At 41.9% G+C, this 14756-nt stretch carries 11 protein-coding genes and 1 pseudogene; 10 read left to right on the top strand and 2 right to left on the bottom strand.

Going from position 1 to position 14756, the window contains the following annotated elements:
* Positions 1-36 precede the first annotated feature (36 nt).
* From KUG37_RS11300 to KUG37_RS14910, 8 genes and pseudogenes are all read left to right on the top strand, one after another.
* Complete coding sequence (locus KUG37_RS11300) at positions 37-1872, top strand: TonB-dependent siderophore receptor (RefSeq protein ID WP_216937558.1); 1836 nt, start codon at positions 37-39, stop codon at positions 1870-1872.
* 93 nt (positions 1873-1965) lie between these two features.
* Complete coding sequence (locus tag KUG37_RS11295; protein ID WP_216937556.1) at positions 1966-2550, top strand: cob(I)yrinic acid a,c-diamide adenosyltransferase; 585 nt, start codon at positions 1966-1968, stop codon at positions 2548-2550.
* A 142-nt stretch (positions 2551-2692) separates the two neighbouring features.
* Positions 2693-3406, top strand: coding sequence for a glycerophosphodiester phosphodiesterase (locus KUG37_RS11290; RefSeq protein ID WP_216937554.1), 714 nt, complete (start codon positions 2693-2695; stop codon positions 3404-3406).
* A 444-nt stretch (positions 3407-3850) separates the two neighbouring features.
* Positions 3851-5017 carry an acyl-CoA desaturase gene (locus tag KUG37_RS11285; protein ID WP_216940443.1) on the top strand — a complete coding sequence of 389 codons (1167 nt, stop codon included), beginning with the start codon at positions 3851-3853 and terminating at the stop codon, positions 5015-5017.
* A 132-nt stretch (positions 5018-5149) separates the two neighbouring features.
* A complete protein-coding gene (locus tag KUG37_RS11280) occupies positions 5150-6595 on the top strand; it encodes a YdiU family protein (protein WP_216938475.1) in 1446 nt (481 codons plus the stop codon).
* A gap of 74 nt (positions 6596-6669) precedes the next feature.
* Positions 6670-7041, top strand: coding sequence for an MmcQ/YjbR family DNA-binding protein (locus KUG37_RS11275; protein ID WP_216938476.1), 372 nt, complete (start codon positions 6670-6672; stop codon positions 7039-7041).
* Positions 7042-7089: 48 nt separating this feature from the next.
* A complete protein-coding gene (locus KUG37_RS11270) occupies positions 7090-8574 on the top strand; it encodes a DKNYY domain-containing protein (protein WP_216937251.1) in 1485 nt (494 codons plus the stop codon).
* A gap of 189 nt (positions 8575-8763) precedes the next feature.
* Positions 8764-9335, top strand: a pseudogene (locus tag KUG37_RS14910) (GNAT family N-acetyltransferase).
* Positions 9336-9549: 214 nt separating this feature from the next.
* Here KUG37_RS14910 and KUG37_RS11260 read toward each other — a convergent pair.
* On the bottom strand, positions 9550-10236 hold the full coding sequence (locus tag KUG37_RS11260; RefSeq protein ID WP_216937253.1) for a response regulator: 687 nt from the start codon (positions 10234-10236) through the stop codon (positions 9550-9552).
* A 13-nt stretch (positions 10237-10249) separates the two neighbouring features.
* A complete protein-coding gene (baeS, locus tag KUG37_RS11255; protein ID WP_216940441.1) occupies positions 10250-11902 on the bottom strand; it encodes a sensor histidine kinase efflux regulator BaeS in 1653 nt (550 codons plus the stop codon).
* Positions 11903-12037: 135 nt separating this feature from the next.
* On the opposite strand from baeS, the gene KUG37_RS11250 reads away from it, so the two are divergent.
* Both KUG37_RS11250 and KUG37_RS11245 read left to right on the top strand, forming a co-directional pair.
* The gene (locus KUG37_RS11250; protein ID WP_216937258.1) at positions 12038-12643 is read left to right on the top strand and encodes a hypothetical protein; all 606 of its coding nucleotides are present in this window, start codon (positions 12038-12040) and stop codon (positions 12641-12643) included.
* A 301-nt stretch (positions 12644-12944) separates the two neighbouring features.
* Positions 12945-14747, top strand: coding sequence for an acyl-CoA dehydrogenase C-terminal domain-containing protein (locus KUG37_RS11245; RefSeq protein WP_216937260.1), 1803 nt, complete (start codon positions 12945-12947; stop codon positions 14745-14747).
* Positions 14748-14756 lie beyond the last annotated feature (9 nt).

Here is a 14756-nt window from a genome sequence, read left to right as displayed (position 1 = left end):
ATCATTCACGGGGAAGTGAATGTATGGAGCATTAAAATGTCACTTCACTTTCAACCTACTGTCTTGGTAGGTGCGATCGCACTTGCGTTGGGTACCACTTCATCTGTTTTTGCTGCCGAGCAAAAAGTCGCAAAAGCTTCATTAGATACCATTGTGGTGACTGCTTCTCGTAGTGAGCAGAACATCAAGGAGGTACCTGCGCGTATTTCGATTATTGAACCGGCGATTCTTGAACAATCACCTATTAAAGCACTACCAGATCTACTAAAAACAGATCCAAGTATTAATGTCGTGCAATCGGGTGGTTATGGCCAGCAAACTTCTATTTTTTTACGCGGCACCAATTCCAATCAAGCTTTAGTACTACGTGATGGTGTTCGTTTAAATACAGCCACCACAGGTGCAGCTTCCATTCCATTTTTAGACACCACTGATCTTAAACAGATTGAAGTATTAAAAGGCCCTGCATCTGTGCTTTATGGTACAGATGCAATTGGTGGTGTAGTGCAGTTTGTGACAAAAACACCTGAAAAAACGGGTGCCTTTGTGACAGGTGAAATTGGTGAGAATCAAACCTACAAATCAATTATTGGTGCCGACTTGGCAGAAAATGGGGTGTATGCGCAAATTCGCGGTCAAGTTTTAGAAACTGACGGTACACCTGTATTCAATATCAATGACACCCGTGACTACAGTTATGATCAAAAAGGCTATAGCGCAAAATTCGGCATTGAAAAAGAGCGTTATGCGACATCACTCGATTATAGTCAAAATTCAGGAAATGTCCAATACAGTAATTGGGGAGCCTTCTCCAGCCAAGATTTTGAAAATGAAATTGTAAACTTAAAAGGTCGCATTAACCCAACGCAAACCATTGAAATTAATGCACGTCTCTCTCAGTTTAAAGATGACTTAGATCAAGTGACATCAAGCAGCTTTGTACATAGCACCACACAAGAAGCAGAAATCTATGGCAAATGGAATTTCACACCCGCACAAAATGTTTTACTGGGCATTACCCAGCGTAATACCGATGCAAAAAACCAAGCTCTTGATGAAGACATTAATTCAACAGGCTATTATATTCAGCATCAGTATCAGATAAATAACTTAAGCACTCAGGTGGGTGTGCGTGTCGAAGATAACGAAAAATTTGGCTCACATACTGTTGCACAAGGTGGCATCCGTTATCAATTGCTCCCTAATACCAGCATTTATACCAATATTGGTTCAGCATTTAAGGCACCGACTCTAAATGATATGTATGCTTTTGGCGGCAATGATCAACTGAAGCCTGAAGAAAGCATTTCGTATGAAATTGGTATAGATCAAAAGCTTCCATTAAATATTTTGGTAAGTGCTTCCGCTTTCTATACGGAAGTCGATAATTTAATTAATTCGATATGTATTATTGATTGTGGAGAAGGATGGCTTCCAACTACTATTTACCAAAACCAAAACATTGATCAAGCCAAGATGAGTGGCGGTGAATTGACGGCACAATGGGCAAAAGATCAGTTCTTTATTAATGCCGGTTACACTTATGTCAAAACTGAAGATATTAAACAAGACTCAGAGCTATTACGTCGCCCTCGTCAGTCATTCACTGTATCGACAGGTCTGCAAAATGCCGATTACGGTTTAAGTGCTGCACTGGTAGCAAAATCGAAAGCGAAGGACTTTAGTCGTGATATTCCAGGTTATGCACGCATTGACTTAAATGCATATTGGAATATTAATCCAACAGTTAAACTGTTTACTAACATTGAAAATGTCGGTGATGTGAAATACAAAACTGTGCATAGCGCTGGCGACCAGTACTATGTTAACGGTGGCCGCCTAGCTTCTGCGGGTGTGACGTTTAAATACTAAGTTCAACCTTTTTAGAAATACTTTTGAGAATCATGCCATGCCTATGGCATGATTCTTTTTTATATTCAGCATTTAAAAAATTAAGGAATTCAAATGGGTCACCGTTTAAGTAAAATTTATACGCGCACAGGCGATTCAGGCACTACCGGACTGGGTGATGGTTCACGCGTTGCCAAAGATGACTTGCGTATCACCGCGCTTGGCGATGTCGATGAACTGAATGCCGTGATTGGTGTATTGCGCGCGCAGATTTCTGCAAGTGCTATTACGGACAAAGCTGCCTGGGATAAATCTTTGAGCCTGATCCAGCACTGGCTATTTGATCTGGGTGGTGAAGTGTGTATTCCGGGTTTTAATCTGGTGCAACCGGTATCGATTGAATTTCTTGAAAATGATATCGACCGTATGAATGAAGCCTTACCAATGCTCAAAGACTTTATTTTGCCTGCTGGCACTTTGGTCTGTAGTTTCGCTCATCAGGCCCGTGCAGTCTGCCGCCGTGCCGAACGCAGCGTGATGTCCGTGCATCACCGTGACCAAAACATTCAGGCTGCTTCGCTACAACTTTTGAACCGTTTGTCCGACTGGTTATTTGTCGCATCACGTACCCTGCAACGCGCTGAAGGCGGTTCTGAAGTGCTATGGCAAAAAAACATCAATGACAGCATCGAAAACTAAAATGACTTCGTGATTTTAGATCTAAAAATACACGTCAGATGTATCTTGATTTTACCGTGCATCTGACGAAAATAGTGAGTGTCATAATTTTGTCACGCAGTCCCCGCAAAATGAACTCAACTTTCCCACTCATGAGCATTGTATGCGCATAATTGGTCATCGTGGTGCACGTGGCGAAGCCCCTGAAAATACCTTGGGCGGTTTTCAGTATATTCAGGAGATCGGTATTCGCGCTGTTGAGTTTGATGTCCGTCAGCTCAAAGACAATGCCTTGATCATCATGCATGACGACAACTTTGTCCGTACCACCGGTTTACAAAAGCATTTATATGAATGCAACCGTGATGATCTGGCGCAATATAATCATGCTGTGGCCTGGTCAGAATGGAACAAAGTCGAAGCGACCCCACTCCTCGATCAAACTTTAAATGTCATTCGAGATTTTGAGCATATTGAGGTCGAAATTAAAAGTGTTGACTCCGAAGCAGCAGCCGAAAAAATAGCCTGTGAAGTAGAACAACAACTGCAAGGCTATGAGCAGGCAGCCATTATTACCAGCTTTGATGCCAAAATCCTTGATGCCTTCAAACAGCAAAACTCCCGGTTAAAACGTGGTTTATTAATTGAAACCGATGTCAAACATCAGGCGATTGATCAGGCACTGGAGCTCGGATGCTGTCATATTGGCTGGATGAATGAGCTGGCCAGTAAAGACCTGATTCAGGCTACCCAGGCAGCTGAACTGAATGTGAGTGTCTGGACAGTAAATGATGTGAACCGGGCCAAACAGCTACGAGACTGGGGCATCGAGGGCTTAATTACGGATTATCCAAAACTGATGCTGCAACAGCTTTAAGGCGTTAGCCTCATTTACATAATAAATTTGCAGTTATCTTCTTGTTTATATCTTTAACATAATCAATTTTTAAAAATATTGAGCCTGCTTAAATTTATGCTAAGTATAGGTTAACTTAGGTTTATTTTCCGCATCAGTCTGCAAATTGCTAGGTAATATTGTAGAAATTATGAACAACATTATTTATCGTAATTATCCTATTTCAATTTTAGGAAAGATTGATAATCCTCAGTCACTTAGTTGGAAATCAGGACCTGCTTAAGCTCGAAAAATGGTCGTTTTTACCCTACTTATTCTGTTACTGACAAGTACAATACATACGTATAATAACGCTAGTGATGGTTTAGACCACATGCTAATATGAACGAAATAGGCTGCTGTTAAAACCAACAGTAGTTTCTGCTTTTTGTTAAACCTTACGAGGTTCTAGGAGTGCTGTTGGAGATGAATGCTCCCTTACCCAAAGCCCCCATCAACTGGATTGCTGTGTTCGCATTGGTACTATTACCAATCATAGCCCTGATTGCAATTCCGTTGTATGCGTATCACCATGATTTTAGCGCTGCTGCTTGGATCAGTATGTTTGTTTTACTGGGCGTAAGCAGCCTCGGCATTACAGCAGGATACCATCGCCTGTGGGCACATCGTGCTTATGAAGCCACTTTACCACTCAAAATCATCCTGATGATTATGGGTACATTTGCTGTACAGAATAGTATTCTGTTCTGGGCATCTGGCCACCGTACCCATCACCGTCATGTGGATGATGTCGATCAAGACCCGTACTCGATCAATAAAGGTTTCTGGTATGCCCATATTGGCTGGATGCTGCGTGACTATCCGGCTGGTGCACCAAATTATAAAAATGCGCCAGACCTGTTAAAAGACAAAGTGGTGATGTTTCAGGACAAATATTATGTTCCGTTAGTCATTGCCGTTCATGCAGCGATTTTGCTGCCGATTGGTTGGGCTGTGGGCGATGTCTGGGGCGTCCTGTTACTGGGTGGATTAATGCGTTTAATCCTGAGCCATCATGTGACCTTCTTCATTAATTCACTGTGCCATATGTGGGGCAATCGTCCATATACCGACGAAAATACCGCACGTGACAACTTCATACTCGCAATTGCGACTTGGGGTGAGGGTTATCATAATTACCACCACATTTTCCAGTACGATTACCGTAACGGAGTGAAATGGTGGCAGTATGATCCAACCAAATGGTTGATCTGGACCTGCTCTAAACTCGGTTTAGCCAAAAACTTGCGCCGTATTCCTAGCTTTAATATTAAAAAAGCAGAATTGGCAATGAAGTTTAAATATGCTGAACAGGATCTTGCGGTGTATGGTCATGATGTTTCTGAAGATATCTCGACAGTGAAAACCAAGATTGCACAGGAATATGATGCTTTTACCCAAACCTTGAATGACTGGGCAAAGCTTAAAGAACAGGAAATCCAGGTGAAAAAAGCCTCTATGGCAGAAAGAATTCACCAAATGGATGACAAGCTGAAAGTTGAATTCCAGCTGGTAGAACAGCGTCTTTCTCATCACCGTGAAACCTTGAACCTACTGGTTCGCAATTTGAAAAAATCTACAGTTTCTCAATAAAATCTGTTAAAAATCAAAGCCCCGATCGGGGCTTTTTTTATGCCTGAAAGATAACGTGAACTCTCGCTTATACAACAGTTTTATACAACTATCTTTGATATAGTAAATTTATCCCAATCCTGTACTGATGCCATGTATTTTAACTCTCGCTATCCAACACTGCCTGCCCGCCTCTATCATCATCAATTGCCGCTTCCTTTAAAAGGCGCAAAAGCCGGGCATTTTAATTCCGCTTTGGCAGAACAATTGCAATGGTCGGATGAAGACAAGGCACAATGGGTAGAGATTTGTAGTGGGCAGAAAATTTTTCCTGAGTTTGAACCTTTAGCTATGGTCTATGCAGGCCATCAGTTTGGACAATGGGCAGGACAGTTAGGAGATGGTCGTGGCCTGTTGATCGCACAAATTCTGGATAAAAATAATCAGACCATTGATCTACATTTAAAAGGTGCGGGTGCAACACCTTATTCGCGTATGGGTGATGGCCGTGCAGTGCTGCGTTCAGTAATACGTGAGTATCTGGCAGGTCATGCCTTGAATGCTTTGGGTGTCGCATCCAGTAATGCAGTTGGATTCACTTCGTCCACGCAAGGCATTCAGCGCGAGAAGCTTGAGCCGGGTGCGATGATGTTGCGCACCTCAGACTGTCATATCCGTTTCGGCCATTTCGAATGGATCAATCAGTATCAGCCAGATCTGCTCGCTGAATTTACCCAGAAATGTATCGAGTGGCATTATCCGGAATGTCTGCAAGCCGAACAGCCCATTCTGAGCTTTGCCACCCAAGTGATTCAGCGTACTGCCGTGATGATTGCAAAATGGCAACTGGTCGGTTTTGCGCATGGCGTGATGAATACCGACAACCTGAATATTACCGGTTCGACTTTGGACTTCGGCCCTTATGGCTTTATGGAACGCTTTCGTCCAAACTGGATCAATAACCACTCGGATTATCAGGGGCGCTATACTTATCAGCAACAGCCAAGTATTGGGCACTGGAATTTATGGATGTGGCTGGGCAATCTGGTTCCGCTCTGCCCTGAAGGCTATGACAAAGAACAATGGAAACAGGATTTAGCCGCATGTCTGGAGCACTATGAACCAACATTCCTAGAATATTACGAACATGGTCTAAACCAGAAAATGGGCTTGCCAAGTTTCCATAAAGACAGTTTTGACTGTGCGATGGCGTTTCTGCGAATTTTGCAAAGTGAACAGCTGGATTACACCCAGAATTTTATCCGTCTGCAAAATAAAGACTATAACACGATCAAAGATGATTGCCTGGATCGTCGTCAGTTTGAAGCATTCCTGACGCAATATGAAAGTATTCGTGAGCATCAAGATATTGAAGAGTTGGATGCCGCAATGCAACTGGCCAATCCGTATTATATTCTGCGTAATCATATGGCACAGAAAGCCATTGAATTGGCAGAGCGTGATGATTTTTCCGAAGTGAATCGTTTGTTTAAACTATTGGGCCGGCCTTATCTGAAACAGCAGGATTTAGAACAACCTGCAGATTTAGCACCATTGCCAAGTGATGTACCTGAAGTGATGGTAAGTTGTTCATCTTAATTTATTCACGACCCAAGTAAAAACTGTGGATAATTTAAGCATTATCCACAGTTTAGTCTCAATAGGATTAGCTTATGCCTTTACATGAACTTGCCGCAAAAACAGCCATAAAACTCCCTGAGGTGACTATCACTCAGCCTTTTGGTGAGGATTACGATGTATTTAAAGTAGTTGATAAAGTCTTTATGTTGAGCTTTCATTTACAAGGCAAAGCAGCCATTAATTTAAAAGTCGAACCTGATCATGGCGTGATGTTACGGGATATTTATCCTTATATTCGTACTGGCTGGCATATGAATAAACAGCACTGGATTACTGTTTATGAGGACGAAACTCTGGATGAAGCTTTGATCGAAGATTTGGTGCTGAATTCTTATGAGCTGGTAGTATCGAAGTTAAAGAAAGTTGAAAGGCAGAGAATATCTCTATTAAGAACTACAAAGTAAATAACTTAATACTTCAAGAATAAAATTTCATTGCTCATGTGAGGATGCATGTTAAATATAAAAATAACAGGGATTGCTTTAAGCATATTGGTATTAATCTATTTATTTCCTCAACTCACCAAATCTACTTTAAGCAAGGAGGAACGCTTTGCGCAATTCTCTCCTCCAGGTCTCATAACAGATTATTTTGACCGTACAGGAGTCGCTCTTGTTAAAAATGAATCGTATCATTTTCAAAAATTAAATAATCAAATTTATTACTTTTTCCCCATTCCACTCGCTCGATATGGCGTTCCCATTCCAGAAGCGGATGTAAACTCGTTTAAAACATTGGCTCAACATTTCCATTGGAAAGATTCTTTTGATCAAGATCAGAATCGAAGAAAAAATATAGCCCTAGATAAAAACAATGTGTATTGTGGATTTCAAAAAATTCCCAATCTAAGCCCTTCTCGTTTCATTTATCTGGGAGATGGCTATCTGACTGATCATCAGAATACTTATTTTTGTGATTGGAATTTTAAGGCAAGTTCAGATTCGATTGATCCTACTTTATCTGAAAAAATAGATGCGATGTTATTTGGGGGGAAAATTGCAAAATCAGGACACCACTATCCGCTATACCAGTTAAAAAATGGTAAGCAAAACTATAAGCTAATAATTAAAAATATCGTGACGAATGGTGAATCGACCTATGTTGAAGGACAACAATTAAAATCAACAGATCCATATCACTTAAGATATTTAACCGCCTTTCAACCCCATGAAAATATCTGGCAAGAAAATAGCTATATCACAGATCAAAAAAATGTTTTTTATAAACATGAAGTTTTAGATTTAAATTACAATGACGCTTTAAAATCCATTCCATTTGACTTCGAAATTTACTTATATGACCCATTAAGCGATCGTTATTTTTATCAATCACATAAAATTGATTATCCAAATCTAAAGATAATTAAAAAAGATGACAATCATACCTTTTTCCCAATTTTTACTTCTGATGATCAAATCGCTTTTTTTAATACTCAAAAGCTTCAACTCGAAGTCCTCAACAAAAATCCCTTTATCTCAGAACTTCACAGATTATCCCCAAGTGTATTCAGTAATGGTAAGCACATTTATTTTTTTAGAAAATATCAAACCTTCTCAAGCACTCTATTCACGTTTTTTTCTGAATTATGCTCAACAACCTCAGAAATTAGAATGCTAAACAATATGCCTCTCTCTCAATGGAAAAAAGAGGAAGATCTGTTCATTCAGCATCCACTATATAAAGGAATGCCAATCAATGGGAGTTTTTGGACATATGGAGATCGACTTTTTTACCTCCCTGAATATGGAAGCTGGACTGAATCTATGTTTGAAGTGAGGCAGAGCGCCACAATTGATCAATTACGTAAAAATCAACTGAGCTACACTCAGGCAGAAGAATTATTAAAAAATATAAATATATTCAAGTCAGTAAAAGGTAAAACATTCAGTAAAATTAAGGATGTTAAACGTTTTTGCTTTAAAAACATTTTGTCCTAATGTCATTTGACCACCAATCGAATGTCTATTGATGTAAGGCACGACTATTTAGCGATGAACTTTTATCAACTGAAAAGTTAAAGAAATTAGATCAGCAAAGAATTAAATTACTTAAAAGCATTTAAGCTGTACTTAAATAAACTGATCATATATTTTTAAACTAAAGCTAGATTTTTAAATTAAATAACTATGAAGACTCGCAAGGGATTAGCTTCGCCTATAAAAACTGATCGTCTAAATTTACGTAAATTTCAGACTGGGGATGAAAATTCTCTCTTTACTGAATATTTTGGAGACTGGGAATCGAGTAAATACCTTCAGAGAATGCCACATAAAAATATAAGTCAGACAAAAAACATGTTGGAAAATTGGTGCGGGGCCAACTGGGAGAACCCCAGTAAAGATTTTGCCTGGATCATCAGCAACCGGAAATCCGGTTTAGCTCTGGGGATTGTGCTATTTTTTAATAAAGATAATTATGGGGAAATCCACTTTGGGCTAGGGAAAAATTTCAAGGCCAGGGATTCATGCAAGAAGCACTAAAAGCCGTAATTATTTACTTAAAAAACAACAGCTCTCTTGAAAGAATTGAGACTTTTTGTGATGCAGAACATACCAGATCGCAAAACGTCCTGATTAAATCAGGTTTCACCCAAAAAGCCATTTTAAAAAACTGGGCAAAATTTCCTTTAATCGGTGAGGATACTAGAGACTGTATTCATTATGATATTGAAATAAATAAAAATATTTATAGCCAATAGTGTTTTGCACTTAATTAGAATCTAAAAAATAATAAATAATTTAGACTCGCATAGATTCTAGGCCATCAAAGCCATATGTTTCAGAATCATCTAAAAATGATCGAGGAGGCATTATATAAGTTACCTATTATTTTCATAAAATCAAAAAATAACGATTTATAAAAAAAAGCGAATAGGCACTCACCTATTCGCTTTTCTTGAACCGGACTAAAAATCAGTCTTCAGGATATTCAAAACGGTAGCCGACACCATAGACTGCCTGAATCCACTCATGACGGTTACCCGTTTCAGCAGCATCTGAAATCTTGCGGCGCAGGTTTTTGATATGACTGTCAATGACACGGTCTGCGACATCAAAACTGTCCGGGTTAATATGATCGAGCAATTGCGCACGCGAATAAACCTGCCCGACATGTTCCAGGAATAATTCCAGTAAACGGAATTCAGTCGGTGTCAGGTTCAGTGCCTTTTGTTGATACCAGATCCGCTGCTGAGATTTGTCCATACGGAACAGATCATTGCTTTCAGGTTCCGATTTGCGATCCAGTCGACGTAATACTGCCTGTACCCGTGCTACCAGTTCTTTTGGACTAAATGGTTTACACAGGTAATCATCTGCACCCATATTCAGACCCAGCACACGGTCAATTTCTTCGGTACGCGCAGTCACCATAATAATTGGTAAATCTGACTGTTCACGTACTTTACGGCAAATGGTCAGACCGTCCATACGCGGTACCATCAGATCTAGAATCATCAGACTCGGTTTACGCTGGATAAAGCTGTTATATGCTTCCTGCCCATCATGAAACATACTGACCTCAAACCCAGCAGCTTCCAGATAGTCTCGCACCAACTGTGCAAGTTCGATTTCATCTTCAACCAGCATGACATGTTTCATCAATATATTTCCTTTATGGTTTCATTTGTTTAGGAAAGCTCAGCTTGCATCGTAAACCACCGAGTGGTGAATGTGCAAAGCTTAAGCTGCCACCCAGCGCCTGCGTAATTTTACATGATAATGCCAAACCAAGTCCGGTTCCGCCAGTCGCCCGGGTACGCGAATCATCGACACGGTAGAAACGCTCACCAATATGCGCCAACTGTTCATCAGTCAGACCAAACGGACTGTCATCGACATATAAGGTCCATTCTTTATCATCCTGTGTGGTATGAATATGAACCTGCCCACCTGCTTCAGTATAGCGAATACTGTTACTCAGCAAGTTGGCGACAATCTGTTTAAAACGGTCCAGATCCAGATTTAACTCAGTACCTTCACCCTCTGCAGTGATCGTCAATTCAGCCTGTTCAAAGTTCGGCTGGAAGTTGATAAGTTCCTGCTGTACCACCTCCCACGGATTCACCGTCGAGAAGTAAAATTGCAATTGCTGGGCATCGGCCTGTGCCAGCGCGGCCAGATCCTGGGTCAGCTTTTTCAGACTGGTGACCTGCGCCAGCATGGAAGCAAAATGTTCAGGAGTGGGTTTACGGATCCCGTCCTGCATCGCTTCAATCTGCGCCTGCAATACTGCAAGCGGGGTTTTCAACTCATGTGAAGTATCTGCTACCCATTGACGGCGTGAAGTCTCGTGCTGATCCAGAATCACAGCCAAGGCATTTAATTCATTGGACAAGTCACCCAATTCATCATTCCGGTTCACTTTGACCTGATATTGATAATTCCCTTGGGTCAAGGCACGCGTACCATTTAACAGACGTTGAATCGGCTTTTTGAAATAAGTCGCCAATAACAGGGAGGCAATCAGACTGGCTAGAATACTTAAGCCATAGACCAGAAATAAATAACGTTTCTGGTTACTGAAGAAATTAATACTTAAAGCGTCATCCTGATCCAGAACCGGTTTTAAGCCCAAATAGCCGATAATCTCGTTATTCACCATAATCGGGCGATAAGAAATCTGCTCATCCGAAGCTTCACCCACCACAAAACGACGTTTTGCATCATAAAGAGAAAGACGTGAACTCAGGCCAAGACGGTCCGGCATCTGGATAAACTGTTTCTTGCCGGTCGGTTGCTGTGCTGCTTGCTCACCATTCTTGCGGTCAGTTCTAAACAGATTCTGATTGGAACTAAGCGGGAATTTGAGGCCTTCAAAAGGTTGAAACTGGGAGGGTAAATTAGACGCCAGCACACGTAGCTCTTCTGCATTGACCTGACGTTGTGGCAGCGCTGGATCCACCATACTCGGCGCTACCTGAGCCAAGGTCTGTTCCTGAAAATAACGCTGCTGCAAGGCAATATCATACTGACGGCGTAGCCACCAGCGTGACAAACGGTCATAATCATCCGGTGCGGCTTCGCCCTCTATTTGCAGGATTTGGGCCTGAATCGCATTGCCCCAGTCCTGATACACCGCATAGACATCCGCCAGATTTTCAATGACATAATCCAGCTTTTGCATTTCGACATCGGCGACATAGCGGGCAAAATTACGCTGCATATTCAGATGCAATACACCCAGACTCACTGTGGTAATGACCAGCGTGGTCAACAGCACGGTCAAAAACAGACGTAATGCAATGGGAATACGGCGAATGTTCAAAACAGAAATCTCAATTTTTCTTCTATATTCATTATTGTAGCGAACACTGCATCAAAAAACCCTTCATTGTTTCTACATCTTTATTGTTTAATCTTTAACGATCAAAAGAATCAGACCTTTAACGGGATAAATCATATGCAAACCATGACAAAAATAGCATTAATCAGTGCCAGTGTTTTATCGATGGGCGCTTTGACTGCCTGTCAATCTACCAGCAACGTTTCAAGCAATGATCAGCCCCACATGATGAAACATCATGAAGGCAAAAAACATCATCTTTCTCCTGAACAGCGTGAGCAGTTTAAGGCAAAGCGTGCGGAACGCATGCAGTTTGCCAAGCAGCTTCAACAGGCGTGTGACAATAAAGCGGTGGGTTCAGCCATTCAGGTCAAGGCTGGTGATAAAACTATAGACGGCACCTGTCAGATGGTCTTTAAAGCAGACCCTAAAGACATGAAAGGTCAACGTGGCGAATATCGTGGCATGAAAGGTGAACATCATCCAATGCGTGCCGATATGCGTGGAGGCATGATACGCGGCGCTGCCTTAACTGATGCCAAACGTGCAGAATTGACCCAACAGTTTGACCAGCGCCTCGCTCAACGTCAGGCACAGCAACAAGCGATGCTACAAGCCTGCCAAGGCAAAAAAGACGGTACTGCTGTACAGATTAAGATCGGTGAACAAACAGTCAATGGCAAATGCCTTGTTCGTTTCCAGCCTAAAGTGCCTGCCTATTAATTCATAGGAATCAATGCGTCACAACCAGCACCTTCGGGTGCTTTTTTATTGTGTTCTCTTTTGCACATGCGGTTGACTATTCCTTTCCTATAAAATATAGCTAAAGTCTTTATACTCAAGACATTTAATGTTACAAGCAGATTAATCTTTGACTTTACAGTCACCAAGAAATCACCCCGAAAAGCTTGTACCGCAGGGGAAGTTGTTGCACGATTAGACCATTCCAAACCGTGTCAGTGAAGACAGGTTTTAGTTCATCTAAGATTATAACGCTGGTTCAACCAGTATTGAGGAAACCGATATGCCACAATACAAAGCGCCTTTACGTGATATGCAATTTGTTTTGCATGAATTATTAAATGCTGAACAACACTATGCAAATCTCCCTGCATTCCAAGAAAACGTAAGCCGCGAGCTGGTAGATCAGTACTTAGAAGCTGCGGCCGACTTCTGTGAAAATGAATTATCTCCTATCAACCAGGTCGGCGACCGTGAAGGTTGTACCTGGAATGACGGCGTTGTTACCACGCCAACTGGCTTTAAAGAAGCCTATCAAAAATACATCGAGCTTGGCTTCCCTTCACTTTCTGCTGAAGAACAATACGGCGGTCAAGGCTTACCAAATTCTTTAGGCATTACTATTTCTGAAATGGTCGGTACTGCGAACTGGGCATGGGGCATGTACCCTGGCCTGTCTCACGGTGCAGTTCGTACTTTAGAACACCATGGTTCAGATGAACAAAAAGATGCTTACCTACCTAAACTGGTTTCAGGTGAGTGGACTGGTACCATGTGCCTGACTGAATCTCATGCAGGTTCTGACCTGGGTATTATCCGTACCAAAGCTGAGCCACAAGCAGACGGTAGCTACGCAATTTCTGGCGAGAAAATCTTCATCTCTGCTGGGGAACACGACATGGCTGAAAACATCATCCATATCGTACTTGCTCGCCTGCCAGGTGCACCAAAAGGCACCAAAGGTATTTCATTATTCATCGTACCGAAGTTCAATCTGAATGCTGATGGTTCAATTGGCGAACGTAATGGTGTGCGTTGTGGTTCAATCGAACACAAAATGGGGATCCACGGTAACGCAACCTGTGTCATTAACTTTGACAACGCGAAAGGCTTCCTGATTGGGCCTGAAAACCGCGGCCTGAACTGCATGTTCACCTTCATGAACACAGCACGTATCGGTACGGCAGTACAAGGTCTGGCAGCTTCTGAAGCATCTTTCCAGGGTGCTCTTGCCTATGCCAAAGACCGTCTGGCAATGCGTTCTTTAAGTGGTCCTAAAACCCCAGAAAAAGAAGCAGATCCAATTATTGTGCATCCAGCAGTACGTAACATGCTGTTGACGCAAAAAGCATATGCTGAAGCAGGTCGTGCACTGGTTTACCTGTTGGCGCAATATGCTGACGTGGTTGAACATGCTGCAGAAGAAGCCGACCGTAAATTTGCAGATAATATCCTGTCATTGCTAACACCTATCGCAAAAGCATTCCTGACTGAAACCGGTTCTGAAGCTGCGAAACACGGCGTTCAGGTATTCGGTGGTCATGGCTTTATTTCTGAGCATGGCATGGAGCAAATCGTACGTGATACACGTATTGCTTGTTTGTACGAAGGTACTACTGAAATCCAGGCACTCGACTTGTTAGGCCGTAAAGTATTGGGTACTCAAGGTGCAATGTTAAAAGACTTCACCAAGATCATCCACAAATTTACTGAAGCACACAAAGACAATGCTGCAATGAAAGAATTCGTTGAACCATTGGCTGCCCTAAACAAGGAATGGGGCGACCTGACCATGCAAATTGGTATGCGCGCGATGCAAAACCCTGAAGAAGTTGGTGCGGCTGCAGTCGATTACCTGTACTTCTCTGGTTATGTCACTCTGGCTTACCTATGGGCACGTATGGCACTGGTTGCTCAAGAGCAGCTGGCTGCTGGCACCACTGAAGTTGACTTCTACAATGCCAAAGTGACTACAGCACGCTTCTACTTCAAGAAAATTCTGCCACGCGTTCGTTCACACGTTGAAGTGATTGCGACAGGTGTAGATCCACTGATGAGCTTGGATGCAGAACATTTCGCATTCTAAGTTAGTGCC

It is taken from the genome of Acinetobacter sp. BY419 (assembly GCF_019038395.1).
In the GTDB taxonomy this organism is placed as follows: Bacteria; Pseudomonadota; Gammaproteobacteria; order Pseudomonadales; family Moraxellaceae; genus Acinetobacter.
This window is presented reverse-complemented; position numbering and strand designations above follow the sequence as displayed.